This is a genomic window from Pseudomonas sp. LAMO17WK12:I5 (assembly GCF_900215165.1).
Lineage (GTDB): Bacteria > Pseudomonadota > Gammaproteobacteria > Pseudomonadales > Pseudomonadaceae > Aquipseudomonas > Aquipseudomonas putida_A.
The window spans coordinates 205,257-232,200 of the sequence record NZ_OBDS01000001.1 but is presented as its reverse complement, the minus strand read 5'-3'; the positions used below and the strand labels follow the sequence as shown (position 1 = coordinate 232,200).

Sequence of the window (26,944 nt, the reverse complement as noted above, 5' to 3'; positions counted from 1 at the left end):
CGCCTCATTCGCGAGCAGGCTCGCTCCCACAGGGGACTTGTGTCGATCACGATCCAATGTGGGAGCGAGCCTGCTCGCGAAGGGGCCATCACAGCCACCGTTGCAGTGGCTGTGAAAACCCGATCAGTCAGTCACGATCCGCGAGTGTTTCTGCGTGTCTTTCATGGTGATGTACACCAGCAGCGACACCGCGATGCACGCGGTCACGTACCAGTAGTAACCGGTTTCCATGCCGATGCTCTTGAACCACAGCGCGATGTATTCGGCGGTGCCGCCGAAGATCGACACGGTCAAGGCGTACGGCAGGCCGACGCCCAGCGCGCGGATTTCGGTCGGGAACAGTTCGGCTTTCACCACGGCGTTGATCGAGGTGTAGCCGCTGACGATGATCAGTGCCGCCATGATCAGGAAGAACGCGCCCCACCAGGTCTGGATGGTGTGCAGGGTCATCAGGATCGGCACGGTGAAGATCGTCCCGAGTACGCCGAAAGCGATCAGGATCGGGCGCCGACCGATCTTGTCCGACAGGCCACCGATGATCGGCTGCAGGCACATGAACAGGAACAGCGTGGCGGCGGAAATGGTGGTCGAGTCGGAGATGCTCATGCCGACGGTATTCACCAGGTATTTCTGCATGTAGGTGGTGTAGGTGTAGAACGCCAGCGTGCCGCCCATGGTCAGGCCGACCACGGTCAGCAGTTCTTTCGGGTGGCGCATCAAGGTGCGCATCGCGCTTTCCTTGGACTTCTCTTTCTTGGTGAACGACTCGGTTTCTTCCATGCCGCGACGCAGGTACAGCGCAACGATCGCGCACAGTGCGCCGATGGCGAACGGAATACGCCAGCCCCACGCGTACAGCTGTTCAGTGGTCAGCATGTTCTGCAGCACGATCAGCACGCCCAGCGCGATGAGCTGGCCGGAGATCAGGGTCACGTACTGGAAGCTGGAGAAGAAACCGCGACGCTCCCTAGTCGCCATCTCCGACAGGTAGGTGGCCGAGGTGCCGTACTCGCCGCCGACCGACAGACCCTGCAGCAAGCGGGCGAAGACCAGCAGGATCGGCGCGCCGATGCCGATGGTTTCGTAGTTCGGGCTGAGGGCGATCAGCAAGGAGCCGAAGCACATCAGGTAGACCGAGGCCATCAAGGCTTTCTTGCGACCGACCTTGTCGGCGTACAGGCCCATCAGCCAGCCACCGATCGGACGCATCAGGAAGCCCACGGCGAAGATCGCGGCGGTGTTCATCAGTTGCGCGGTGGTGGAACCGGCGGGGAAGAAGGTCTTGGCGAAGTACAGCGAGAAAGCGGCGTAGACGTACCAGTCGTACCACTCGACCATGTTGCCGACCGAGCCGCTGAAGATCGATTTGATCCTGCTGGCGGTGGTTCTTTCTTTGGCGGGCGCGGCAGCCGACCCAAGGGGCAGGGCGTTGGAGTTATCCATTGAAGGATCCTTCGTTTAATTGTTTTTGTGGAGCGCGTTGGAACGCAGCCTGCTGGGGCTATAGCAGGAGCTGTGCCAACGGGGGGAGGGCCGGTTTAGAGGGGGCGGAAAGATTGAATGAGCGGAAATCCGCTTATGGCTGGATTGTGGTGAGCGGAAAATTGCTCATTCAGGCTGATGGATAAATGTTGCCTTTGCGGGCCTCTTCGCGGGCAAGCCCGCTCCCACAGTGGTCGGTGGTGTTCACACATTCTGTGTTCAGCACAAAACCCTGTGGGAGCGTGGCTTGCCCGCGAAGAGGCCCGATCAGACACTGCAAAACTCAGCTGCCCGGAACAAACATCTCCCGGCTCAACCCATGCCGCTGCAGCTTTTCATTGAAGGTCCGGCGCGGCAGTTGCAACTCTTCCAGCACCGCTTTCACATCGCCCTTGTGCCGGGTCAGCGCCGCGCGCAGGCATTGCGCTTCAAAGGCTTCCTGCTGCGCGGCGAGAGACTGGCCCGGATCGATGCCCTGCACCGGCTCATCCAGCCCCAGCACCTGGCGCTCGGCGACATTCGCCAGTTCCCGCACGTTGCCCGGCCAGTCGTGGCTGAGCAGGTGACTCAATTGCGCCCCGCTCAACGGCGGGAAAGTGCGGCCCAGACGCTGGGCGGCGCTGAAGGCGAACGATTCGAACAGCAGCGGAATGTCTTCGCGACGATCGCGCAACGGCGGCAGGCGCAGCTCGGCGACGTTCAGGCGATACGCCAGGTCTTCGCGAAAACGTCCGGCCCGGGCCTCATCCAGCAGATCAGGTTTGGTCGCGGCGACGATCCGCAGATCCACGCGAATGCTCTGGTTCGAGCCGAGGCGCTCCAGCTTCTGCTCCTGCAACACCCGTAGCAATTTCACTTGCTGAGCCAGCGGCATGCTTTCGATTTCATCGAGGAACAACGTGCCGCCATCGGCATATTCCAGTTTGCCGATGCGCTTGCCGGAAGCGCCGGTGAACGCGCCACTTTCATGACCGAACAGCTCGGCTTCGAACAACTGCTCGGGGATCGCCGCGCAGTTCAGCGCCACGAAGGGCTTGTCGGCGCGCGGGCCGAAATCATGCAGGCAGCGGGCGATCAGTTCCTTGCCGCTGCCGGTTTCGCCACGGATCAACACGTTGACCGGCAGCGCCGCCAGATCCAGCACTTGCCGGCGCAAAGTCTGCATGCCACGGGACACGCCGAGCAGCGTCGCATCGAGTCTGGCGCGGTGGTCGGCCTGCTCGTGCAGGGCGCGGTTTTCCAATACCAGTCGCCGCTTGTCGAGTGCCCGGCGCAGGCTGCCGAGCAGGGTTTCCGGGCTGAACGGCTTTTCCAGAAAGTCGTAGGCGCCGTCACGCATGGCTTCGACCGCCATCGGCACATCGCCGTGACCGGTCAGCAGTATCACCGGCAAATCGCTGTCACGGCGCTGCACTTCGGCCAGCAACTGCAGCCCACTGAGCCCGGGCATGCGCACATCGCTGAGGATCACCCCGGGAAAGTGCGCCGGCAGCGCGGCGAGGCAATCTTCGGCGCGGCTGAACAGCTGCACCTCGAACCCCGACAGGCTCAGCCATTGCTCGACAGCGCTGCGAATGCTGCTTTCGTCATCGACCACCATCACCGAGTTGAGCATCAGATGTGTGCCTCCAGATCGATCGGCAGGGTCAGGCTGAACACCGCGCCGGCCTCGCCATTTTCAACGCTCAGACGCCCGCCGGATTCATGCACGATGGCAAAGGATACCGCCAGCCCGAGGCCGAGACCGTCGCCCACCGGTTTGGTGGTGAAGAACGGGTCGAATACCTGGTTCAAGTGCTGTTCGGCAATCCCGCCGCCATTGTCGATCACGCTCAGGCGCCACAGTTGTTCGTCCACCTCCAGGCGAATTTCCAGGCGCTTGCACGGTTTGCCCTGCATTGCATCGAGGGCATTGCGCAGCAGATTGATCAGCACCTGTTCGAGGCGTATTGCATCACCACGCACCCAGGCCGGACGCGTCAGGTGCAGCACCAGACTGACCTGTTCGTCGCGTAGGCGCGCGTCGAGCAGTTGCAGCGACTGATCGACCACGGTCGCCAGATCCAGCCGTTCGCGCAGGCCGCTGGGGCTTTTGCGGGCGAAGGTTTTCAGGTGACCGGTGAGCGAGGCCATGCGCGTGAGCATGTCGTCCACCGGTTTGAGCGCCTTGTACGCATCATCGACGCGGCCATGTTCGAGCAGCAGGCGCAGCGTCGCCAACTGCATGCGTTGCGCGGTCAGCGGTTGATTGATCTCGTGGGCCAGTGCGGCGGACATTTGCCCCAGCGCCGCGAGCTTGGCCGATTGCACCAGACCGTCCTGCGCGGTACGCAGATCGCGGGTGCGTTCTTCGACCAGTTGTTCGAGTTCTTCGCGGTTGCGCTGACGGACTTTCGACAGGCGCCAGCGCTGATTGAGGAACAGCAGCAAAAACACCAGCGCCAGCCATACACCTGCGGCGGCCAGCCCGGCGTTGCGTAAGTCTTCGAAAGCCACTTGCGGGCGGCGCAACAGGTGCAGGGTCCAGCCTTCGGTGGCCAGCGGCAGCGATTCCCACAAGTAGTCCGCCGTTCCGTCCGGGCCTTCGACCCGGCGCAGGTCGCTGTTGTCGTCGAAGTGACGCAGCGACAAATGCGTCAGCGGGATCAGCGATTGTTTGTCGTACTGGCGCGTGCGCTTGATCTCGTCCATGTCGCGGCTGTCCAGCGGCCGCAACGAGCGATAGCGCCAGCCGGGCTGGTTGGCGATGAAGATGATCCCGCGTGCATCGCTGACCAGCAGCGTGTCGCTGCCCTGGCTCCATTCGCGCTCAAGCTCGGGGAACTCCAGTTTGACTACCATCGCGCCAAGGAACTCGGCGTTGTCGCCGAGCACCGCACTGGACAGAAAATAGCCGGGGATGCCGCTGGTCACCCCCACCGCATAAAAGCGCCCGCTGCCCTGAGTGCGGGTCTGGCTGAAGTACGGACGAAAACCGTAGTTGTGGCCGACGTAACTGCTCGGCAGGCGCCAGTTGCTGGCGGCCACCGCGAGGCCGCTGTGATCAAGCAGCTCGAGGGTCGAGGACTGCGCCGCGCCGTTGATCTGCTCCAGCTTCAGATTCAGCACATTCTGTTGTTCCGCGCCCACCGGCCCGGCCAGCGCGCTGCGCAATTGCGGGTCCAGCGCCAGCACGGCGGGCAGGGCGCGATAGCGGTCGATCAGGGTGTGCAACGAGTTGGCATACAGCGCCAATTGCTGGCTGGCGCGGGTGGCGTCTTCCTCCATCGCCTGGCGTTCGGCGTGGCGGATGGCAAGGGTGGCCGTAAGCACGGCACCGGCGATGATCAGCAGGGTATACAACGACAGGCGCAAAGTACGGGAAGTCGGCAGCATGCTGGGCTAATGGATAGAGGGACGGGCGGGCACGATAGCATGCGCCGAAGTGGCTCGGCGCACTGTTCGAACGGCCTTCGACGTCACACGTACGTTTCGCCGGCAGAGACCCGCTGAATGTATTTCGTCCGCGGCTTGGGGATGGGTTTAAGCCTTGAATTCTCAGTGACTTTGCTCTGCAGTTGTTGCAGGCGATTGTTCACGTCTGCGCCGATGTCGGGGGCGTCATCCATGACCGCTTGGGCCGTCTCCAGTACCTTGTCGATGGCGTCGAACGGGTCGAGTCCGCTTCTCAGGAGTTTGATGACCTCGCGTTGTTTGTCACCGGCAAGGGTCTCCAACTGGTCGTGGAACAGCGCCTGAGTCCGCTCGTGATATGCGTTGAGGGTATTGGTCATGTTTTTGATGCTTTCCAGCACCTCCGTGCCGCCATTGAGCAGATCAGTGGCGCCATCAACCACGCGGGTGACGGTATCACTGACGGTTTGCAGGCCATTCCTGAGTTCCTGGGTGCGCAGCGTTTGCGCGAGTTTCAAGCCTTTCTTGAAAAAGTAATAGCGCAGCAACGGGAAAACGACCATGCCCGCCAGCGTCCCCACACCACTGCCGATGGCATTGCCAATTCCTGGTAGCGCCGTGCCTATAAGTCCACCGATGGCGAGCCCTTTCCCCGCACCGTAAAGAGCCGATTTGATGCCCTGGCGGGACTTGAGAAATTTGCCGAACGTCATGGTTTTGCGCAGGTCTTCGATGTCTGCGCCTTCGGGGATCAAGTCGTCGAACTCGCGACTCAGGTTGTGTAATTGATCGGCCGCTGTTTCGGCTTTGTCGAGCAGGCCGACCGCTCGTTTGGCCAGATCGAAAATAACCTTGTAGTTGCCCCTCCGGTCGACATGAATCGCCGGGTTGTTGCCGACAAAAGCGTAAAGGTTCAGTCCGTCCACATCCCGGGCCGGATCGGCGCTGATCCAGCGTTGCAGCCATGGCGCGTAGTACCGCGCGCCGTAGTAGTACAAACCGCTGGCATCCATTTCCTTGCCCGAGTAACGGATCGTTTTGTAATCCGCTTCCACGGCTGAACGGGCTGCCCACCAGGCCGTGCCGCCGAAGGCGTAATAATGCTCCAGGCTGATCACGCCAGCGTGGCGGTCCAGTTCCAGCGAGCAGGATCCGAGGTGATCGTCGAGGCTGAAGCGCAGTTGATCGGCCTCGATATCCGCCGGTTGACCGCTGAGCCAATGCAGGCAACGCGCGCCCGGCAGCACGATGACATGCAGTTGCTGGCCGTCGCTGCGGCTGTGGATTTCCAGACCTGGCAGGTAACGTACCTCGCGGCGATCGGTGATCGACGGCGTATGCCTCAGCGTGCATTTGTAAACGCGCTGACCCTGGCTGTAGCGATAGATTTCATCGTCGTCGGGCAGGCCGTTGCTGTGTTGCAGCAGGGTGACGCGGGCCAGTTGATCGTAACTGTCCCACGCCAGAGGCAGGCCGCCGTGCTGCAGTTTCAGTTGGTTGCCGTGGCGGTCAAAGTAGTCGCCGAACACCGGTTCGGGGTCAGCGGGTTGGCAGCGCAGCCCCCGATTGCTGTCAGGGGCGATTTTCATCTGTTGCGTGAAGTTGTGGCCCTTGCGCACATGCACCAGTTCAACGAGGTTATTTCCCGCGTCGTAGTGATATTGCTCGCTGTAGTTGAAGCGCCGCCCCGGGTCGATGGGTTCGATCAGTTGCGGCAAACCTGGCGACTGTTGCGGGATCTGGCCTTCGAAGCCGCGACTTTCGCTCAGCCGATACAGCGAGTCGTAGACAAAATGACGATCACCATCGACGCGCTGATTGGCGAAATACACCGTGGCCAGGGTGCGATCCTCGATACGCAGGACATTGCCGACCGGGTCATAGGTGTAGTGCAAGTCCTGCAGCGGTTTTTCCTGATCCTTGCAGGCCAACTGATTCAGCAGGCGACCGTCAGCGGGATCGTACACGCGGCGGCTGCGCACACCATTGCCGGCCCGTTGTTCGAGCAGTTGGCCGGAGGCGTTGTACGTGGCAGCGTCGACCACCGGTTGTGCCGCGTCAGCCCCGGCTATCCACAGCGATACCTGATGTAACTGGCCGGCGACATCGTAGCTCGAGCGTCGCCGGTGACCACCGGCGTCGGTGACTTGCACCACATTGCCGTGCGCGTCGAAATCCGTACGAGTGATGAAAGCCGCCGTCTCGCCAGACAGCGTACGGGTTTCACTCACTGCCTTGCCCTGCAGGCTGTAGCCGTCGACCACCACCGTGGCGCCCGGGTCGGCGCTTTCGCTCAGTTCACCGCGCAGGTTATGCCCGGGGTCGGCATTGTGGTCGGCATAGACATAGCGCTCGACATCAACTTGCGCATTTTCAGTGACGGCGATCACTCGCAGCGACAGGTCGTGTTCATACTGCCAGTGGTTGCCGCGCTGGTCCCAGCGCTGCTGTTCCTCACCCGCGAGACCGGGCAACATCAGTCGCCAGCCAGCGTCCACGCTGTCGATGCGTAGCGGTTGAGTATCCAGCCTGTAGATCGTTTGCAGATTGGGCTGCGATGCATTGTCGAGAAGGCGCGGGTCGCGCTGCGTCACCACCCGCCCAGCAGGATCATACTGATGCTGGCTGATGAGGGCCTGTGCCGGTTCACCTGCGATCTGGCGCAAGTATTCCACCTGGCGCACCAGCAAGAGCCGAGGGTCATGGCTGCGCAGGCTTGGGGTGTGGTGAAACAGCGACGCTGCCATTGTTTACTCCCAGTAGTCCAGCGCTATGCCGCCTGCTGTTTCTGCACCAGATAGGCTGATACCCGGCCCAACAGATTTCTGGCGTGCTTGATGGTGCCGCGAGCAACGGTTATTTGCTGTTGCAGGTGAGCCAGATCGTTGTTGGTGCGCTCCGGCATCTGGGCGATACCGATCAGTTTCACCGGCGTGGGCACTGCATCGGTCAGCGTATCGAAGTGTTCCTGAAGGCTGGCTTGCTGGCTGTCGAGGTAACCGGTCAACTCATCCAGCCGCGCGTTGAGAAGGTCCAGATCTCCCTGCCCCCATGAGCCGTTGAGCGCTTCCGTGAGTTGGGCCATCTGGCGGGCGATGTTCAGGGACTGTTTCAGGTAGGGAATCTTGAGGTGTTTGCCCAGAACCCGAGCGGTGGTTTCCAGACCGATCTTCACCAGACCCCCGGAGGTCTGTGGGTTGAAACTTTCGAGGGTACCTCTGAGCGAGTTCGGTGAAGCTTTGGCTTTGCTTTGCAGGCTTTTCACCGAGAGCGCGGCCTGATCCGGCATGATCGAATAGCCGAGCGTGGTTTCTTCGCCGATCTTGTCCATGATCTTGCCGGACGCCTCTGCGGCAAAAATGGCCCCTACCGCTGACGCTACGGGCACCACAACGGGCGCGGCGGGGCCGCTCAGGCTGCCGATGCCGGCACCGACGGTGCTCCCCAGTGCCCCGGCCTTGATCGCCACGGCAAACGTTGCCACGCTGAACGCGAGTTTTTTTGCGGCGGTCTTGTAGATGTCGCGAGTACGCGTGAGGTTGTAGAGCTGATAGTTGACTTTCTGCAATTCACTGGTCATGTGGGTCAGCACGTTGGAAAACTCGCTGATTTTCTGCAGCGCTTCACTGGGCGTCTGTTCCGTGCCGCCGTTATCGGCGTAGCGCAACGGGTTGTTGCTGACCATCGCGTACAGGTTCAGCCCGTCGACATCGCCTGCCGGATCGGCGCTGATCCAGCGCTGCAGCCACGCGGCGAAGTAACGGGCGCCGTAGTAGTAAAGGCCGCTGACATCCATTTCCTTGCCTGAATAGCGGATGAACCGGTAACTCACTTCGATTTCCGAGCGCGTGGCCATCCATGCCGTGGCGCCAAACGGGTAATAACCTTCGTGGCTGATCACTTGCGCCTGTTGATCAAGCTCCAGCGTGCAGGAACCCAGATGATCGTTGAGGCTGTAGCGGATTTCGTCAGGTTTTTGCTGTGCCCAATGCAGGCACCGGACGTGGCCGATACCGATATCCAGTTGAATGACGTGCAACACTTCACCGTTGTCCTTAGAACGGATTTCCAGCCCGGGCAAGTAGCGGGTCTGCTGGAAATGCTCGCCACGAGGGGTGAAGGTATCGTGGCGCTTGAACACCCGCTCGCCCCGGCTGTAACGGTAGTGCTCGGCATCGTGCCGGCCGTCCTCGCGGTGAATCAGGATAACGCTGGCCAGCTCGTCACGAGCATTCCAGTGCAAGGTTTGCCCCGGTTGCAATGCTTGCAGGTTGCCGTGACGGTCGAACAATTGGTCGAATACCGGATCGGGATCGCCAGGCGTCCAGCGCACGCCACGGTTGCTCTTAGGGTCGATCAGCATCTGGCGCGTCTGGCAGGCACCCGCTCGCATATGTTGCAGTTTGATCAGGCTGCCGCCAGCGTTGTACGCGTAGGTCTGGGTGTAGTTGAGGCGGTTGTTCGGGTCGCTCGGCTGTGGCAGTCCCGGAATGTCGGAGAGGGGCGCGTCGTCATGACCGGTCGCGCGGGTCAAGCGGTATAAGGAGTCATAACCAAAGGTGCGCTGGCCGTCGATCAACTGGTTGGCGAAGTAAACCGGCTGAAAACAATGGTCGTCGATGCGTACGATATTGCCGACGCGGTCGTGGAAATATTCGAAGCTTTGCAGCATCGCACCGGCGTCCTTGCGGCAGATATGGGTGCGTAACCGACCGTCGGCCGGGTCATACGTCCAGAGGCTGCGCACGTGATTGCCGAGTACCTGTTCGATGATCTGACTGGCCGCGTTGTATTGCGCCTCGATCAATACCGATTGCCACTCGGTGTGACCCTTGAGTTGCAGGCGAACCTGCTGGAGTTGTCCGGCCAGACCGTACTGTGACTGCTGTCGATGCTGACCGGCATTCGTCTGCTCCAGCACTGCACCCAGCGGACTGAAAACGCGTTGGCTGGTGAACACCTCGCCGTCGTGAAAGGTGCGTGTTTCAGTCTGTGACTGGCCGGGCAGGGCGTAGCTGTCAGTACGTAGCGTGCCGGCGTGATCCTTGTGTCCGAGCAACTGGCCGCGCAAATTGTGCCCGGCATCGGCCGTGGCGTCGGCGTAGGTCAGTACCTCGATATCGGCCGCGTTTTCCTCGACCGACATCAAGCGTAATTGCGGGTCATAGCTCATGTGCCAGTGGCTGCCTCGGGCGTCCCAGCGCTGCAGAGTTTGACTGCCAGGTCCTGGCAGGCTCAGGCGCCAGCCGGCGTCGACGCTGTCGATTTTCAATGCCTCGCCATTCAGCCGGTAAACAGTGGTCAGACAAGGCACGGGGAGGCGCGGGTCCCATTGTTCGATCAGGCGGCCGTTGGAATCGTGGCGTTGACAGTTGATCTGGCATTCGACTTCGGCGCCCACCACCGCCCGCAGATAAGCAATGTTTCTGACCGGCAGCCCTCTGGGATCGTGAGCCGACAGAGCAGGCGTACGCCAATGCACTGAAGGATTCATGCCCGCACCTCCGTGAAGCGGATCATTCAGGCTGCCTTTTTCCGGGTTCGGCGCTGCGCCAGCAAGAACTGATTGTCGGTAGTCCCCATCTCTTTGTACGACGTCATCATGTCTTGAGAGCGCTTGATGTTGGAAAGAGTAAAATTGGTCAACCGGCGCAAGTCTGAGCGAGAGATGGGGGTCAGGGTCTCTGCCGATGTCATATGGTTGATATTTGGCAGCGAGTCGGCCGGGTACACAATGTCCGTGCCCAGTGCATCGAATGCATTTTCAGCCCAGCCGGCACGTTGTTCTACCGCCGATTTCCAGTCCTCGAGCATTTTGTCTATTTTCTGGATCTTTACCGGATCAAGGCGGTTTTTGATGTCTTCTGCCTCTATTGCCCGGGCAAACATATTCAGTGCTGCGGGAATGATCGATATCCACGAAGCCATGAGCCGGCCCATCATGAAGGAGGGGTTGAGTACCGCATCAAGGCCCGGATGAATCAGCTCATCCTTCATGTCTCGCCAGGAGCTGATTTCCTTGACGGCATCTCTGATGCCCAGCCCATGATCAATCGCGTTGACCGAGATCTGCGAGGTCTGCGGAATCAGTGGACCCATTCCGATGCCGGCGCTGTTGGCTATCGGGTCTATCATGGCCGTGGCGGAGTCGCCGCCAATATTGCCGCCGATCACCCCTCCGGTCGTGGTGTAGGGTGTGGTGTCAGGCATATTGGGAATGACCAGGTCAACCAGATTGCCGCCGGCGGCACCGCCCTCATAGCCGACGACCCCTCTCACGACTTCGCCTACCATGTTCAGTGCCAGATTCATTGCCACACCTTCCTCATGGAGAATGTTGTGAATTTGCCCCACAACCTGCGTGGAGTGGCCCTGGACGCTCGAAAGAAATGCTGAATACAGCATGATCACACTTTCCGCTCTGTTGTTTCCGTCAGGATCCACATAGCGCAGCGGATTGTTGCCGACATACGCATACCGGTTCAGCCCATCGACATCTCCCGCCGGATCCGCACTGACCCAGCGTTGCAACCACGGCGCGTAATACCGCGCACCGTAGTAATACAAACCGCTGACATCCATTTCCTTGCCTGAATAACGCAGTGTCTTGTAGTCAACCTCGACAGCCGAGTCGGCGCTCATCCACGCGGTCGCTCCGAACGGGTAATAGCCTTCGTGACTGATCAGGCGTGCCTGCTGATCCAGTTCCATCACGCATGAACCCAGGTGATCATCGAGGGTGTAACGCAACTGGTTGTCGGCAATGCCCGGCGGTTTGCCGCTCAGCCAATGCAGGCAACTGACATGGCCTGCGCCGGCGGCGAGGCTGATGACGTGCAGCTCCTCACCGTTGTCCTTGCTGCGGATCTCCAGTCCGGGCAGGTAGCGCACCTCGTGGAAATGCCGGTTGGAACCGCTGTAGGTTTCATGGCGTTTGTAGACGCGCGCGCCCTGGCTGTAGTGATAGAACTCGGCGTCATCCAGGCCGTTTTCGCGATGAACCAGGATCACCGAGGCCAGTTGATCGCGGGCGTCCCAGCGCAGTGCCTGTCCCGGTTGCAGGGACATCAGATTGCCGTGGCGGTCGAATAGCTGATCGAAATCCGGTGCGGGATCACCTTGTTTCCAGCGCACACCGCGATTGCTTGCAGGGTCGATACACATCTGACGGGTCTGACAGGCGCCGTCGCGCACATGGCACAGTTGCGTCAGGTTGCCGCCGTGATCGTAGCGGTAGGTCTGCAGGTAATTGCGCCGGTCGTTGGGGTCGCTCGGTTGCGGTCGGCCGGGGAGGTCGCTGGGGGCCGCGTCGTCGTAACCGCTGGCGCTGGTCAGCCGATACAGCGAGTCGTAACGGAACGCACGTTCGCCGTCGACCCGCTGGTTGGCGAAGTGGCTGGGCGTGAACACGTGGTCGAGGATGCGTGTCGGGTTGCCGACCGGATCGTACTCATAGCTCATGTCCTGCAGGGGCGGCTGCGCACCCTTTTGCGCCCATTGCCGCTGCAGGCGCCCAGTGGTTGGTTCGTAGTCCCAGTAGCTGGCAATGCCATTGCCGGTCTGTTGTTCGATGATTTGTCCGACGGCGTTGAAGTGCGAGTCGAGCAACACGTCCTGCCAGTCGTGGTCGCCGGCCAGCTGCAGTTGCAACTGCTTGAGCTGACCGGCGACGTCGTAGCGCGATTGCTGGCGGTGGCCGCCGGCGTCGGTCTGCTCCAGCATCGCGCCCAACGGGTTGAAAATGCGCTGGCTGACAAACACCCGGGCGTCGGCAAAGGTGCGGCTTTCGCGCAGTGGCTGTCCGGCCAGGCTGTAGCTGTCCAGGTGCAGGCTGCCGGACGGGTCGACCTGTTCCAGCAATTGTCCGCGCTGATTGTGATCGGCCGGGGCACTGGCATCGGCATAGGTGAAGGTGTCGCTGAGCGGGTCGACGCTGTTGCTGATCGCCAGCAGGCGCAGCAACTCATCGTAGCGGCTGCTCCAGTGCACACCGCGCGCATCCCAGCGTTGCAAGGTTTGCCCGGCCAGCCCGGGCAGGTTCAGGCGCCAGCCGGCATCGACGCTGCTGACCTTGAGTGGCTGGCCGTTGAGATCATGAATGCTGGTAACGCTCGGAGCGCTCAGGCGTGGATCGAACTGCGCCACCAGACGCCCGGCAATGTCGTGCTGTTGGCGAGTCACCAAGGCTTCGGCAGGGTCTTCGGCCAGTACGCGCAGATAGACAATCTGACGCAGTGGCAAGCCGCGACTGTCGATCACGACGAGCGACGGTGTACGCCGATGGAGGTTGGCGCTCATCAGTGCAGCGTCCATGGTGATGTCGATTCCGGCTCAGCAGATTCATCGGTGTCGTTGAAGTCTTCGCTGGCCTGATACCACGGATGATAGGTCTCGCGGGAAAAATAGCCCTTGGCGTTGATCAGCTTGACCAGGCGCCCGAGCGGGTCATAGAACAGTTGATCGAAGTAGCCGTACCGCCGCAGGGATTGATCATTGACGTAGCCATGGGTGTCGGCAAAAAACGGCCGGAACTGCCGCACCGCCAGACCTTTGTTGTTGTACTCGACCCGTGCACTGACCCGCCAGCGCGACTCGGCATGTTCCTCGCGCAGCTGTCCGCGATCGACGATCAGCGACCCATCGGCAGCCACCGCATAGGCGATTCCTGGCTCGACCCGTTGCAGGGTTTGCAACGCGCGGCCAAAGCCGTCCACGTAGCTGATGATAATCTGCACCAATGCCGCAATCGGATCATTCGGGTAACGGTCGGCACTCAGCGCCACGCTGTGTACCGGTTTGCGTGCAACCGTGCTGATGAGTTCGCGCAGGGCCTGTTCGGCGGGAGTCGGCGACGTCAATTGCGCCAGCCGCCGTCGCGCGCTGGCGCGAATGTGCAGGCTCGGCAACACATCGCCGCTGGCCAGCCATTGCTCAAGCAGCTGCGGTGTTGCGTTGACCGCCGCAGGCAGCTGTCCCATCCAGCTGAACAAATCCTTGCGCAAGGTGCTGGCGGCTTTTTGCACGGCCGCTTGCGGGTCGGCAATGGCCGCGTCCGGGCGTGGATCTGCCGGGCGAAGGTATTCGCTGAGTGGGCGGAAGCCGGCGGCAATGCCATTTTCGGTACCGTGGAAACTGGTCGCCAACGGTTGGCCCGAGGGTTCGTAAAGCGCTTCCTGTATGTTTTCGTTGGCATCGATGATGCACCACGGCGCAAGGGCGCAGTAGTCGTATTCGCAGCGGGTGATGCAGCCATCCGGCAGTTCGACGCTGATGATCAGCAGGTGGTACTCGTCGTACTGCGCCTTGGTCCAGCCGTGGCTCAGGGTTTCGCGGTATTCAAGTACCCGGAAGAAACCCTTGGCATCGGCGTACTTCGCGTAGTTGTAATGCGCGGACCACAGGCTTTCTGCGTCCGCGTTTACTGCCGTGTCTTCGAATAGCAGCGCCATCAGTGTGTAACCGATGTTCGCCAGCTCCTGCAGGATATCGAACGGCGGCGGCAGAATGTCGTAGGCGGCGAGGGCCGTCTTGTCGAAGCTTGCCATTTCCAGCGGCCCTTTCAGTGCTTCGAATTGCGCCGAGCCGTCGGGCAGCAGACTGCCGTCCTCTTTGTTGATATAGCGCTGCACGGTTTGCCCGGTCAGCACCCGCAGGGCATTCCACTCGGTCGAGCGAACATGCTCCTTGAGTAAATCCCATGTCATCTGTTGCGGATTGAGGCCCGACGGCAGATCACCTTTGGGCAGCATCAGGGCATTGCTGCGCTGTTGTGAGGGCAGGCCCAGCCGCCATTGTTGGCAGTCCTTCAGATCAATTGCACGTGCGCGGGTTTCGTTGAGATAAAAAAAACGCTGCGCCATGTCATGCGCGTCCCGCCACCACTGTTGTTCGTCGGGGTCGCTGAACGGCGGAGGATCGCCGGGCAGGCGCCGTCGCGCGTAACTGATGGTCAGGCTGTGAGTGGCGTGGCCGTATTCGCTGCTGGCGAGCAAGACTTCATGGCGGCATAACGGGTCGTCAATGAAACCATCGTACTGATAGCTGATTTTTTCCAGGGTCTGTACCAGCAGCACGCTCGCCGGCTCTCGCAAGTTGGCGGGCCGGACATCACGCACCAGGTAACGAAATTCTTCTACGGCGTAGAGCCGTGCATTGGCTGGCTCGTCAGTGCCGGTCCAGGTTTCGATGCGGGCGACGGCACCGACCAGCGCGCGAGCGATTTTATAGCGTACGTCTTCGTCGTCTGGCGTGACCGGTTCATCGCATTCATCACCGTCGTGATAGCGGCTGAAGACGGTTGGTCGCAAGTCAACGGCCTCACTGTCACCGTTGAAGTAGCCGTGTCTTGGCCGATCCATCGCCTGCCCGGTCAGGTACCAGGTACAGACGCGCACCGGTGCTGTAAAGCCGAGCTCGTCATCGCCCGTGGCACTTTCGCTGTCGGTCTGTTCCCGGTAACCGAAACCCCGAAACTCACGCTCGATGCTGTCGTAGACCCCTTCGCGATAGAAGCATGATTGCGTCAGGCAATTGCCGGTTATTTCATCCAGCTGGCGTTGCCGGGCGACGACTTGAACCGCGAACGGTAGATGGCACACCGGCGTTTCGTCGGGATGATCGGTAAGCCATTGCTGTTTTTCATCCAGCCATTCCTGTGCAGAGCTGCGATAGACCACCTGCGTGGCGCAGCCCATGTTGTTGTTGGTAGCGGTCAGCAAGTAAGGCTTGGCCGCGACAAAGTCGTAGCGCCAGTGCTCGGGGGTCATGTGCGGTACCGTCAGGATCAGGCTGGCACAACCCAGGCCTTGAAGGTCGGCGAAACTGACCTGACACAGGCGGTCGTAGCTCACGCCTTCCGGCCACGGCACGAAGACAGGCGTCTGTTCCAGGCCGTTTCCCCCACGATTGAGGTAGATCTCGAAGCCTGAAGGTTTCAGGCACAGCAAGGCCGGCGCGCCGGAGCCGTCGATATCGGCGATCCGGATGTGCTCTGCGTTGAATTGGTCATACCGGAAGGGCAGGGCACTGATGACCCGACCTTTGCCGAATTTGCCATGCCCCAGATTGGGCCAGCATTTGATTTCGTTGTACCGGATCCGGCACAGCTCGCTCATGTCACTGCCGAGCATGTTGCCCAGAAACACCAGCTCTGTGGGGGCGTTGCCGAACAGCGGCAAACTGTCCTCATCGTCTTTGCGAGGCACGTCTTCGGCGCCGGAAAAACCCTGTTCCCGTTGGTTGGCATACAAGCGCACCGCGCGCGGACCGATCATTGCCAGCGAGTTGAGGCCGTCACCCATCAGGTCGCCGAGCTGCGAAAGAGTGTTGAAAAATTCCAGCGGCATGCCGGTAAACGCGATGAACGGCGCCCAGCTGCGGTCAGCATTCAACGTGCGATACCCGCTGCTGCCCGGTAGGGCCGCGATCCAGTCCAGCCGCCCGTTACCGGTCAGGTCGAGCAAGAACTGCTGGGCGGCGTCGTGCCTGGCCACCGGGATCTGCTCAAGCTCGGTCCAGGAAGCGTAGGTGATGGCGTCTGACCCCGACGTTGCACGCAGCGGTTCGCGGTAATACCAGCATTGATCGTAGCGGCAGAGAAATCCCGGTACACCTTCGCCGTACAGATCGACGCACTGGTAAAACTGTCCGTCCTCAAGGCCCGGCATGGTGTCTTCGGCGAACATCCGTGACGGGGTTTTATTGATCTCGAAGGGTGAGTAATCAAACTCCACCGGCGGTGTCGTCTCCAGCGCGCCGCTGGCATCGAAGGCCTGATAGTGGGCGGCGGTGATCCGGTTGTAAGTCCACGGATCAGAGGGCGACGGGTATTCCAGCAGCAGCCGCCGCACTAACAGCGGATCCTCACCGACAGGCCGCGAGAAGTTGTGGAACATCAGGATTTGCCGGCACAGACGAAGTGTGCCCAGCTCGAAACCCTGACCGAAGGTGGAGAACGGATCCCGGCGTTTATCCCAGTCTTCCAGACTGTCGCCACCGTACACCGGGGCCTCTGTCAGTGAACGGGTGCGCTCGCCGTAATCGAACAGCAGATGGAAATGCCAATCCAGTTCGGCTGGATCATCCACGGTCCAGCTGTACAAATGCTGGCTGGCTGTGACGTTGCCATAGAAAATCGCGCGCAAGTAGCGCTGAGCGCGGTAATCGTGAATCGGGTCGGGGTTCTGATCATCGGTCAGGTAATCGAAGCCGATGTGTTCGCCCTGGGGGTTCATGCTTTCGCACAGCAACCAGCTGCCGACACGCAGTGGATCGTCCGGATCGGCGCGGCGCGAGGCGCTGGTCTTGCCGTATACCTGCAAGGAGCCGTCTGCGCCGTGGATCAGCCAGAAGGGTGGCTCGGCCGCCGTTTTTGTCGCACGTTGCCAGCGCTCGCGGAGCGCAAAGTCACGTTCGACCCGCGACCAGTAACGCACCACGTTGTGATAGCCGATTTCAATTCCGTTGTAGGAATTTTCAAGGCGCGACTTTAGTGTGCCGTCATCGTTGAGTTCCGGCAGCCACACCTCACCATCGTCACCGATGATTTCATCGAGATCGCTATAACGCGGTACCCCTTTTGCGGTACGACGGCTGATCTGAGCAATGCCCAGGCTCCAGCCGATGCCAAACGGCCCGTTGCCGGCCTGATTGCTGTAACTCAGTGACAGCCGTGGATCCCAGCCACGACCGGCGGACAGCGGCAGTGGCAGTTCAAATGAAGCCGCGCCAGTGGCGCCAACCGCCCCCCAGCTTTTGCCGATCGTGGTGATCGAGGCGCTGCTGGCGATGGACGGGGTGATGATGCTCAGCTCTTGATCAGCCATGGTCGGATCCATTTCACACGCGAAGCACGTGCGTGGACAGACGCTACCAACAAGTGGAGATCTCGTAACCTGTCAGATCTGACAGGTGCCAAAGAGCCATTAATGTGCAGGGTGCCCCGCACGGACAGGCGGGCACAAAAAAAGGCCGGCCTGTCGTATGACGGGCCGGCCTTTTTACAGCTGCGAAACGCTTACTGCACTTCTACCGCCAGGCTTTCGGCGATCTTCTGTTGCCAGATCGCCGGGCCGGTGATGTGTACCGACTCACCGTTGCTGTCCACCGCGACGGTGACCGGCATGTCCTTGACCTCGAACTCGTAGATCGCTTCCATGCCCAGCTCGGCGAAGGCCAGCACCTTGGACTTCTTGATGGCCTGGGCCACCAGATAAGCGGCGCCGCCCACGGCCATCAGGTACACGGCCTTGTTGTCCTTGATCGCTTCGATCGCGGTCGGGCCACGCTCGGATTTGCCGATCATGCCCAGCAGGCCGGTCTGCTCAAGGATCTGACGGGTGAACTTGTCCATCCGCGTCGCGGTGGTCGGGCCAGCCGGGCCAACCACTTCGTCACCGACCGGATCAACCGGGCCGACGTAGTAGATGAAGCGGCCTTTCAGATCCACCGGCAGGGTTTCACCCTTGTTCAGCATCTCGACCATGCGCTTGTGCGCCGCGTCGCGACCGGTGAGCATCTTGCCGTTGAGCAGGACGGTTTCGCCCGGCTTCCAGCTCTGCACTTCTTCCGGGGTCAGGGTGTCGAGGTTGACGCGACGGGCCGACGGGCCGGCTTCCCAGACGATTTCCGGGTAGGCATCCAGCGATGGCGCTTCCAGCGATGCCGGGCCAGAACCGTCGAGCACGAAGTGCGCGTGACGGGTGGCGGCGCAGTTCGGGATCATGCACACCGGCAACGAAGCGGCGTGGGTCGGGTAGTCCATGATCTTCACGTCGAGCACGGTGGTCAGGCCACCGAGGCCCTGGGCGCCGATGCCCAGCTGGTTGACCTTCTCGAACAGCTCCAGACGGATCTCTTCGATACGGTTCTGCGGGCCACGGGCTTTCAGTTCGTGGATGTCGATGGATTCCATCAACACTTCCTTGGCCATCACTGCGGCTTTCTCGGCGGTACCGCCGATACCGATGCCCAGCATGCCCGGTGGGCACCAGCCGGCGCCCATGGTCGGAACGGTCTTGAGCACCCAGTCAACGATCGAGTCGGACGGGTTGAGCATGGCCATTTTCGACTTGTTCTCGGAACCGCCGCCCTTGGCCGCCACGTCCACTTCCACGGTGTTGCCCGGGACGATGGAGTAGTGGATGACTGCCGGGGTGTTGTCCTTGGTGTTTTTGCGAGCGCCCGCCGGGTCGGCGAGGATCGAGGCACGCAGGACGTTTTCCGGCAGGTTGTAGGCGCGGCGCACGCCTTCGTTGATCATGTCGTCCAGGCTCATGGTCGCGCCATCCCAACGCACGTCCATGCCCACCCGCACGAACACGGTGACGATGCCGGTGTCCTGGCAGATCGGCCGGTGGCCGGTGGCGCACATGCGCGAGTTGATCAGGATCTGCGCGATCGAGTCACGGGCCGCTGGCGATTCTTCGCGCAGGTAGGCTTCGTGCATCGCCTGGATGAAATCCACGGGGTGGTAGTAGGAAATGAATTGCAGGGCGTCGGCAACGCTCTGAATCAGGTCGTCTTGCTTGATCACGGTCATGAGTCGCGCTCCTCTAAAAGACGGGAACATTCAATAAGGTGCCTGCGGCTTGGGTACATCGGTCGGTCGCAAGCACCTTTCAAGGCACGCCGGGGCTGCTGGCGCGACGCTAAAAAGGCGCGGCAGTATACCGCGCCTCTTCGGGGCATACACGCGTCGGCAGTCATTCGTTGGTCGCATGGTTGGGCGAATATCGAACATCGGATTTGCACTTCAATACCCACCCCCCTCACCCCAGCCCTCTCCCCCAAGGGGGCGAGGGGGGAAGGGAGCCGATTTGTGGCGAATTCAAAACCTGAGTTCGGCATGATGTATCAGGTCGGCGTATCTCAAATAAACAATGCGGTCAGTTCCCTCTCCCTCGGGGAGAGGGCTAGGGTGAGGGGCTTTTGAGGCCACACTTTTGACGTCAATTTTCGAGCCCGAAAATCGGTGGTCATTTATCGACCGCCCCTCTAAAGTGGCACCCGGTCTGTAGAGTAGGACACTCGGTCAGCCTCCTATCGCACGGTGAGTCAACGATTGACCCATAACGCCATTCAACGTCTTTTGCTCAAGCGCTTTGCCCTCGCCGCAGCCACCTATGGATTGGCTTTGCTGCTGCTGTGGCTGGCGTTTTTCACCGGGCATTACCCGCAATCATTGAACAGCGTGGCGATCGGCAGCGCGCTGGTGGTGATCTGCCAGGCGACGTTGTTTACGCTGTTCTGGTCCGGGCGCAACCAGCGCTTTGCCGACCCCAGCCTGACCGAAGCGCAAGTGCTGCTCGGGCTCGGCTGGCAGACCTGGCTGATCGCTCATCTGGACGAAGCACGTGGCGCGTTTCTGGTGTTCTACGTACTGATCCTGCTGTTCGGCCTGTTTCATTTAACCCGGCGCGCGTTCATTCGTTGCGCGCTGCTGGTGTTCTTCAGTTTCTGTGCGATCACCCTCTGGGATGGCTACCACTTCCGTCTGCCGGATCCGGCACTGGCGGCGTTGCAGGTGTGCATTCTGGCGATGGTGCTGGCGTGGCTGGTGATTTACGCACGCTTTGTCCAGGTTTCACGGCAGCGCATGCGCCAGCGCCGGTTTGCCTTGCAGGCGCATCAGGACACCCTGCGCGGGATGATGCGCCAGCTCGAAGATCTGGTGGCCACCGATGAGCTGACCGGCCTGTTCAATCGTCGGCATTTTCTGCGCCTGGCCTCACGGGAGCTGGCGGAGATGGAACCGGGCGTGGTGCATGGTCTGGCGCTGATCGACCTCGACCACTTCAAACGCATCAACGATCTGCACGGCCATGCCGCCGGCGATCAGGTGTTGCAGGCGTTCGCCGGCGTGGCGGGTGCCTGCCTGCGTGACGGCGACGTGCTGGCGCGTTACGGTGGCGAGGAATTCGTGGTGTTGCTGCCCGACTGCGATGCCGAACGCCTGACCGCCTGTTGTGAACGCCTGCGCATTGCTTTCACCGACGTCGAACTGGTGGGCCTGAATGTGCGCAGCCTGAGCCTGTCGGCAGGCATGACCCTGCTGGAACTGGGTGATGATCTGGACGACGCCTTGCAGCGTGCCGATCAGGCGCTGTACCGGGCCAAGCGCGACGGGCGCAATCGTTGTGCAGCGGCATGGGAGAATGTGGATGCCTGAACTTCGCGTCGGTGACCGGCAATGGCCGGTGGCGGCGGGCAGCAATTTGCTCGACGCGCTGAATCAGCACGGCGTCGCGGTGCCTTACAGCTGCCGCGCCGGCAGTTGCCATGCCTGTCTGGTGCAGTGTGTTCAGGGTTCGCCCGTCGACAGTCGCCCGGAGGCCTTGAGCGCCGAACAACGCCAGCAAGGCTGGCGGCTGGCTTGTCAGTGTCAGGTCACGGAAGATTTGCAGGTACACACCTTCGACCCCGTCACCGACGGGCGCCCGGCGGTGGTCGAGGCGCTGGACTGGCTCAGTGATAACGTCCTGCGTTTGCGCCTCGCTCCGCAGCGACCGCTGCGCTACAGCGCGGGGCAGCATCTGGTGTTGTGGATCAATCACATCGCCCGGCCGTATTCGCTGGCGAGCCTGCCGCAGGAAGACCGTTTTCTCGAATTCCACCTCGACTGCCGCCAGCCCGGCGAATTCAGCGATGCGGCGCGGCACCTGCAGATCGGCGACCCGATCCGCCTCGGCGAACTGCGCGGCGGCGCGTTGCATTACGACCCGGACTGGCACTCGCGCCCGCTGTGGCTGCTGGCGGCCGGCACCGGGCTGGGCCCGTTGTTCGGTGTGCTGCGCGAAGCCTTGCGCCAGGATCATCAGGGCGCCATCCGCGTCATTCACCAGGCCCATGACGCGCGCGAGCACTATCTGGCCAAACCCCTGGCGGCGCTTGCCGCGCAGCGCGAAAACCTCAGCGTCGAGCTGTGGACGGCGGCCGAGTCAGCCGCCGCTTTGGCGCAACTGCGCCTTGTTTCCCGGCAAACCCTGGCCTTAGTCTGCGGCTCAAGCGCCAGCGTCGATGCTTTTGCCAAGCGTCTGTACCTGGCCGGACTGCCGCGCAATCAACTGCTGGCCGATGTGTTTTTGTCCCGCGGTTAAGCGCTGAATCTCGTGTGAAGGTGAACTCCTGTGGCGAGGGGATTTATCCCCGATGGGCTGCGCAGCGGCCCCGGGATTTTGTGAGTGCTGCGCACTCAATCGGGGATAAATCCCCTCACCACAGAAGTTTTGCCTCACCAAAAGAACTTTGTCAGCCCTTTTAAATGTTGAGTAACGCTGATGACCGAAGCCATCCTGCTCGAACGCGAACGCGGTTTGCTCACCCTGCGCCTCAATCGCCCGGACAAGAAAAACGCCCTGACCCGTGCGATGTACAGCCGCCTCGCCGAGGCCTTGAGGCTGGCCGACAACGATCCTGACATCAACGCCGTGCTGATCACCGGCAGCGCCGAGTGTTTCACCGCCGGCAACGACATCGCCGACTTCATCCAGCAACCGCCGAGCGACCTCGATAGCCCGGTGTTCCACTTCATGCTCAACCTGCTCGAATGCCGCAAACCGGTGATCGCCGCTGTGGCCGGCGCAGCGGTGGGCATCGGTACCACGTTGTTGCTGCATTGCGATCTGGTCTACGTCAGCCGCGATGCCCGGTTGCGCATGCCGTTCGTCAACCTCGGGCTGTGCCCGGAGTTCGGTTCCAGCCTGATCCTGCCGCGTTTGCTTGGCCAAGCCAAAGCGGCGGAGTTGTTGCTGCTCGGCGAAGGTTTTACCGGTGAACAGGCGGCGCAGTGGGGCATTGCCAGCGAGGCGTTGGGCAGTGGCGAAGCGGCGCTGAACAAGGCGCGGGAGATGGCGTTGCGTTTCGATGAACTGCCAGTAGATGCAGTGCGCATCAGCAAGCAATTGATGAAGGCGCCGGATCGCGAGCTGATCCGTAAAGTAATCGAGGAGGAGGGCGCGTTGTTCACTCAGCGACTGCGCTCGCCGGAGGCGTTGACGGCGTTGACCGGGTTTATCAAACGGCATTGAGTCTTCGGGTGGCTGTACTGCCCTCATCGCGAGCAGGCTCACTCCTACAGGGGAACGCACTTCAAATGTAGGAGTGAGCCTGCTCGCGATAGCATTGGATCAGCCAACACATCTTCAGGATCAGAATACAAAAAGCCCCGGCACTCACATGCCGGGGCTTTGTTTTTTCAGCGAATCACTCAGACCTGCGGGTCACCCACGTGCAGGATCTTCATGCCGTTGGTGCCACCGGTGGTGTGGTAGCTGTCGCCCTTGGTCAGGATGACCCAGTCGCCTTTTTCCACAACGCCACGCTTGACCAGTTCGTCGATCGCCTTCTGGCTGACTTCGTTCGGGGCCAGCGAGGCCGGGTCGAACGGCACGGTGTACACGCCACGGAACATCGCTGCGCGAGCCTGGGCTTCGCGGTGCGGGGTGAACGCGTAGATCGGCACCGAGGAGCGGATGCGCGACATGATCAGCGGGGTGTAACCGCTTTCGGTCAGGGCGATGATCGCTTTCACGCCCGGGAAGTGGTTGGCGGTGTACATGGTCGCCAGGGCGATGCTTTCGTCGCAACGCTCGAATTCCTTGCCGATACGGTGGCTGGACGTCTTGCTGGTCGGGTGCTTTTCAGCGCCGACGCAGATGCGCGCCATCGCCTGCACGGCTTCCAGCGGGTACAGACCGGCAGCGGATTCGGCCGAGAGCATCACGGCGTCGGTGTAGTCGAGCACGGCGTTGGCCACGTCGGACACTTCGGCGCGGGTTGGCATCGGGTTCTGGATCATCGACTCCATCATCTGGGTCGCGACTATCACCGCCTTGTTGTGGCGGCGTGCGTGCAGAATGATCTTCTTCTGAATGCCCACCAGCTCGGCGTCGCCGATTTCCACACCGAGGTCGCCACGGGCAACCATCACTGCGTCGGAAGCCTTGATCAGACCGTCGAGGGTTTCGTCGTCGGCCACGGCTTCGGCGCGTTCGATTTTCGCCACCAGCCAGGCAGTGCCGCCGGCTTCGTCGCGCAGTTGACGGGCGTAGTTCATGTCAGCCGCGTCACGCGGGAAGGACACGGCGAGGTAGTCGACTTCCATTTCGGCGGCGAGCTTGATGTCGGCCTTGTCTTTTTCGGTCAGAGCTGGTGCGGTCAGGCCGCCACCGCGACGGTTGATGCCTTTGTGGTCGGACAGCGGGCCGCCGATGGTCACCACGCAGTGCAGCTCGGTAGCAGTGGCGGTTTCGACGCGCATCACTACGCGGCCGTCGTCGAGCAGCAGCTCGTCGCCCACGCCGCAGTCTTTCACCAGATCCGGGTAGTCGATGCCGACCACTTGCTGGTTGCCTTCGGTCAGCGGATGGCTGGTGGAGAAGGTGAACTTGTCACCGATCTTCAGCTCGATGCGCTTGTTGGCGAATTTGGCGATACGGATTTTCGGGCCTTGCAGGTCACCCAGCAGGGCGACGAAACGGCCGTGCTTGGCCGCCAGGTCACGCACCAGCTTCGCGCGAGCCTTGTGCTCGTCGGGGGTGCCGTGGGAGAAGTTCAGACGGGCAACGTCCAGACCAGCCAGAATCAGCTGTTCGAGAACTTCCGGCGAGTTACTGGCCGGGCCAAGGGTAGCGACGATTTTGGTACGACGGACGGACATGCAAAGACTCCTGAGTTCAAGCGCTAGCAGAGGCTACTATGCTCTTGGGGTGTAGTCATTGTTCGTTTGCACTACTTATTGTTTTCTTTATTGAACGTGGCAACTTTGGGACAAACGCGCCTGAAGATTTACGACCAGGGGTCGATACAGAGCTCAAGACAGGAGAACCTCCCCATGCGATTGTTGCCCATTGCCGCCCTTGCCCTCAGCGTCCTCGCCGTCACGGGCTGCACCCGTTGGTCGATGAACCATCATTTGAACAACGCCTACAGCGCCTACGACCGGGGCAATTGCGAGCAGGTGATGCTCGAACTGTCCAAGGTCGAACGCGCCAGCCGGGCCCGTCCGTATGTGTGGCCGGAAGTGTCGATGATGCGCGGCCAGTGCCTGGAACGGCAAAAAATGTACATCGACGCTGCGCAGACCTACCAGTTCATCATCGCCTCGTACCCCAACAGCGAATACGCCTTCCGCGCCCGCGCCCGCCTGGAAACCCTGCAGAGCCTGGGACATTACCCGACTCGCAGTGCGGCGGCGGTGCCGAGTGCGCAACGCTTCTGATGCCGGATGTCATACAAACGCTGGCTGACTGTACAGGTTGAGCTATAGTCCAGTGATCCGGTTTAGAGTCTGGCCTCTAAACATGGGGCAACACCTGCGACTGGTCGATGTTGAGGCGATGGCGTATTGGCGACCATGCCACCGGAAGCGGGGAGAGCGTGTCTGTGACACAGGCGTGTTCCGAAGCAAAGGTGCGGCTCTGTGATGGGGCCTTGCGTGGCGTACCTCGCATGTTTACCGACCGACGAATCGAACGGCACCAGTTGCCGTACTTCCTCAGGGTGTTCAACAGCGTCACCGACAAACCCATCGGTTTTCTGGGCAATGTGTCCGAAGACGGGCTGATGCTCATCAGCCAGTTACCGATGATGACCGGTGTCGATTTCAGTCTGCGTCTCAAAATTCCGCTCGGCGATGGCTGCCAGCAGGTCATCGACCTGACGGCGTGCTGCCTGTGGTGCCATGAAGACGCGACCCCGATGCACTACGACGCCGGCTTCAGCCTGCAACGCCCGCCGCCGGAATATGCGCAACTGGTGCAGGCGTTGAAGCAGTACTTCAGTTTTCAGCCCCTGCCGGCGTCTGCCTGATACAGCCAAAACCAAAGATCGCCGCCTGCGGCAGCTCCTACAGTGGAAATGCAATTTTCCTGCAGGAGCTGCCGCAGGCGGCGATCTTTTGATCTTCAAGCCTTCAAGGCAATCGCCCGCTCACTGTCCAGTGTCTTCTCCGCCAGCAACAAACCCATCTCGCTCAACTGATAGATCGCCATCGCCAGATGCCGTGGTTTGTCTTCCAGGCTGTCCGCCAGATCCAGCAGCAGAATGCTCACCGACGAGAAGGTTTCGTAGGTCTGGATGGCGATGGCTTCGGGGTTGAGGTCGGGGGCGACAACGAACATCTGCATGCCGCGATCCACGGAATTGCGTGAGGGCGATTTTGGTTTGAGGTAGTGGTCGAGGGCGCGTTCTGCGGCTTCCTGAAACCTCTCTGAATCAGGGGGGAGACAGCTGGAAGTCGCGTCAGATTCTGGAGGATTTGATGTTGCACTGTTCATGGCTTTATATCCTTTTTGCTTGGCTTCCAGTTCGGGTGAACGTGAACGGAAACTGCTATGAAGAGGTTATTCGGCCGGGGGGAGGTGAGCTGTTCGGCTCACCTAGAGACGTCCTGCTAACAGCTAAAATGTTACTAGCCTGACTGAAGCTACTGCCTCGACATTGCCCCGGACAATTAATTTCGACCGCTGATTCAGCGGCCAAGATCAAGTTACGGAGCCTCACCAATGCGTACAAGACAGAGCATTCTGGTGTGTTCGTAGGCAAAGGCGCCACGTCGTGTAGCCTAAATTCCTAGGTTTGGGGAAAGACTTCATTCGGATGACGGATATGTGTACCCGAACGCATCAATCTGTTTCATTTCGATATGAGACGGGGGGATTTTAGGTGGGGTGTTGGAAGGTTTTTGAATCGTCAAATCGCTTCGATAATCACCCTGTGGATAACACCAAAGCGGTCGACAAAATTCATTGAGTTTTTGAGGCCTAGTCCGTTTCCTTTGCTCTGAGTTTCGCCAAGCCCTGCTTGATATAGCCGGCATTTTCTCCAATGACAAAAAGCGCAGAGCGGACGTTTTCTCCGATCTCGGTAAACCCCCTCTCTTCGACCTGGAGTGTTAGCTCCATTAGGGCTGCCTCCAGCCCAAGCTGATTCTGATAAATCCTTTCCAACACATCAGATAATGAATATTTAGTGGGCATTCTTCGACTCCGTTCGAGAGGCTTCGAGCATGGCTGCATGGGAAAATTTAGCGGGCAATCCGATAGCGCGGGATGGGCCGCCTCAAGGAGCG

At 60.7% G+C, this 26,944-nt stretch carries 16 protein-coding genes; 5 read left to right on the top strand and 11 right to left on the bottom strand.

The window, feature by feature from the left end; genetic code table 11:
* Positions 1-123: 123 nt before the first annotated feature.
* From CRO59_RS01060 to CRO59_RS01025, 8 genes are all read right to left on the bottom strand, one after another.
* A complete protein-coding gene (locus tag CRO59_RS01060) occupies positions 124-1,443 on the bottom strand; it encodes an MFS transporter (RefSeq protein ID WP_007965880.1) in 1,320 nt (439 codons plus the stop codon).
* Between the two features lie 322 nt (positions 1,444-1,765).
* Positions 1,766-3,097, bottom strand: a complete 1,332-nt coding sequence (locus CRO59_RS01055; RefSeq protein ID WP_095136996.1) for a sigma-54 dependent transcriptional regulator — start codon at positions 3,095-3,097, stop codon at positions 1,766-1,768.
* Positions 3,097-4,857: an ATP-binding protein gene (locus tag CRO59_RS01050; RefSeq protein WP_097085993.1), complete on the bottom strand. Its 1,761-nt coding sequence runs from the start codon at positions 4,855-4,857 to the stop codon at positions 3,097-3,099. The genes CRO59_RS01055 and CRO59_RS01050 overlap by 1 nt, the downstream gene beginning before the upstream one ends.
* Positions 4,858-4,940: 83 nt before the next feature.
* Positions 4,941-7,622, bottom strand: a complete 2,682-nt coding sequence (locus CRO59_RS01045) for an RHS repeat-associated core domain-containing protein (RefSeq protein WP_097085991.1) — start codon at positions 7,620-7,622, stop codon at positions 4,941-4,943.
* 23 nt (positions 7,623-7,645) lie between these two features.
* Complete coding sequence (locus tag CRO59_RS01040) at positions 7,646-10,369, bottom strand: RHS repeat domain-containing protein (protein WP_097085989.1); 2,724 nt, start codon at positions 10,367-10,369, stop codon at positions 7,646-7,648.
* Between the two features lie 26 nt (positions 10,370-10,395).
* Positions 10,396-13,173 (bottom strand): RHS repeat domain-containing protein, encoded by a 2,778-nt coding sequence (locus tag CRO59_RS01035; protein WP_097086282.1) that lies wholly within the window; start codon positions 13,171-13,173, stop codon positions 10,396-10,398.
* Complete coding sequence (locus CRO59_RS01030; protein WP_097085987.1) at positions 13,173-17,699, bottom strand: SpvB/TcaC N-terminal domain-containing protein; 4,527 nt, start codon at positions 17,697-17,699, stop codon at positions 13,173-13,175. Before CRO59_RS01030 ends, CRO59_RS01035 begins: the two co-directional genes overlap by 1 nt.
* A 191-nt stretch (positions 17,700-17,890) precedes the next feature.
* Positions 17,891-19,414: a fumarate hydratase gene (locus tag CRO59_RS01025; protein WP_027612504.1), complete on the bottom strand. Its 1,524-nt coding sequence runs from the start codon at positions 19,412-19,414 to the stop codon at positions 17,891-17,893.
* Between the two features lie 522 nt (positions 19,415-19,936).
* Here CRO59_RS01025 and CRO59_RS01020 point away from each other — a divergent pair.
* The 3 genes from CRO59_RS01020 to CRO59_RS01010 all read left to right on the top strand — a co-directional run bounded on the left by CRO59_RS01020 (position 19,937) and on the right by CRO59_RS01010 (position 22,901).
* Positions 19,937-21,043: a GGDEF domain-containing protein gene (locus CRO59_RS01020; protein WP_027612505.1), complete on the top strand. Its 1,107-nt coding sequence runs from the start codon at positions 19,937-19,939 to the stop codon at positions 21,041-21,043.
* The gene (locus tag CRO59_RS01015) at positions 21,036-21,971 is read left to right on the top strand and encodes an iron-sulfur-binding ferredoxin reductase (RefSeq protein WP_097085986.1); all 936 of its coding nucleotides are present in this window, start codon (positions 21,036-21,038) and stop codon (positions 21,969-21,971) included. The genes CRO59_RS01020 and CRO59_RS01015 overlap by 8 nt, the downstream gene beginning before the upstream one ends.
* Before the next feature lie 180 nt (positions 21,972-22,151).
* Positions 22,152-22,901, top strand: coding sequence for an enoyl-CoA hydratase-related protein (locus CRO59_RS01010; RefSeq protein WP_097085983.1), 750 nt, complete (start codon positions 22,152-22,154; stop codon positions 22,899-22,901).
* A gap of 179 nt (positions 22,902-23,080) precedes the next feature.
* Here the strand turns inward: CRO59_RS01010 and pyk are convergent, their stop codons facing one another.
* On the bottom strand, positions 23,081-24,532 hold the full coding sequence (pyk, locus tag CRO59_RS01005; RefSeq protein WP_003227610.1) for a pyruvate kinase: 1,452 nt from the start codon (positions 24,530-24,532) through the stop codon (positions 23,081-23,083).
* Between the two features lie 174 nt (positions 24,533-24,706).
* Between pyk and CRO59_RS01000 the strand changes: the two genes are divergently transcribed.
* Positions 24,707-25,093 carry a tol-pal system YbgF family protein gene (locus CRO59_RS01000; protein WP_007965893.1) on the top strand — a complete coding sequence of 129 codons (387 nt, stop codon included), beginning with the start codon at positions 24,707-24,709 and terminating at the stop codon, positions 25,091-25,093.
* Positions 25,094-25,323: 230 nt separating this feature from the next.
* Positions 25,324-25,683: a PilZ domain-containing protein gene (locus tag CRO59_RS00995; protein WP_027612508.1), complete on the top strand. Its 360-nt coding sequence runs from the start codon at positions 25,324-25,326 to the stop codon at positions 25,681-25,683.
* 95 nt (positions 25,684-25,778) lie between these two features.
* On the opposite strand, the gene CRO59_RS00990 is transcribed toward CRO59_RS00995, so the two are convergent.
* Together CRO59_RS00990 and CRO59_RS00985 are read right to left on the bottom strand one after the other, a co-directional pair.
* Positions 25,779-26,150, bottom strand: coding sequence for a DUF6124 family protein (locus tag CRO59_RS00990; protein WP_007965896.1), 372 nt, complete (start codon positions 26,148-26,150; stop codon positions 25,779-25,781).
* Between the two features lie 486 nt (positions 26,151-26,636).
* Complete coding sequence (locus CRO59_RS00985) at positions 26,637-26,852, bottom strand: hypothetical protein (protein WP_007965898.1); 216 nt, start codon at positions 26,850-26,852, stop codon at positions 26,637-26,639.
* Positions 26,853-26,944: the final 92 nt, after the last annotated feature.

Coding starts and splice junctions, on each gene's coding strand:
- CRO59_RS00990 (WP_007965896.1), bottom strand. CDS start 26,150: ATGAACAGTGCAACATCAAATCCTCCAGAATCTGACGCGACTTCCAGC.
- CRO59_RS01030 (WP_097085987.1), bottom strand. CDS start 17,699: ATGGCTGATCAAGAGCTGAGCATCATCACCCCGTCCATCGCCAGCAGC.
- CRO59_RS01015 (WP_097085986.1), top strand. CDS start 21,036: ATGCCTGAACTTCGCGTCGGTGACCGGCAATGGCCGGTGGCGGCGGGC.
- CRO59_RS01025 (WP_027612504.1), bottom strand. CDS start 19,414: ATGACCGTGATCAAGCAAGACGACCTGATTCAGAGCGTTGCCGACGCC.
- CRO59_RS01045 (WP_097085991.1), bottom strand. CDS start 7,622: ATGGCAGCGTCGCTGTTTCACCACACCCCAAGCCTGCGCAGCCATGAC.
- CRO59_RS01010 (WP_097085983.1), top strand. CDS start 22,152: ATGACCGAAGCCATCCTGCTCGAACGCGAACGCGGTTTGCTCACCCTG.
- pyk (WP_003227610.1), bottom strand. CDS start 24,532: ATGTCCGTCCGTCGTACCAAAATCGTCGCTACCCTTGGCCCGGCCAGT.
- CRO59_RS01050 (WP_097085993.1), bottom strand. CDS start 4,857: ATGCTGCCGACTTCCCGTACTTTGCGCCTGTCGTTGTATACCCTGCTG.
- CRO59_RS00995 (WP_027612508.1), top strand. CDS start 25,324: ATGTTTACCGACCGACGAATCGAACGGCACCAGTTGCCGTACTTCCTC.
- CRO59_RS01000 (WP_007965893.1), top strand. CDS start 24,707: ATGCGATTGTTGCCCATTGCCGCCCTTGCCCTCAGCGTCCTCGCCGTC.
- CRO59_RS01040 (WP_097085989.1), bottom strand. CDS start 10,369: ATGAATCCTTCAGTGCATTGGCGTACGCCTGCTCTGTCGGCTCACGAT.
- CRO59_RS01060 (WP_007965880.1), bottom strand. CDS start 1,443: ATGGATAACTCCAACGCCCTGCCCCTTGGGTCGGCTGCCGCGCCCGCC.
- CRO59_RS00985 (WP_007965898.1), bottom strand. CDS start 26,852: ATGCCCACTAAATATTCATTATCTGATGTGTTGGAAAGGATTTATCAG.
- CRO59_RS01035 (WP_097086282.1), bottom strand. CDS start 13,173: ATGAGCGCCAACCTCCATCGGCGTACACCGTCGCTCGTCGTGATCGAC.
- CRO59_RS01055 (WP_095136996.1), bottom strand. CDS start 3,097: ATGCTCAACTCGGTGATGGTGGTCGATGACGAAAGCAGCATTCGCAGC.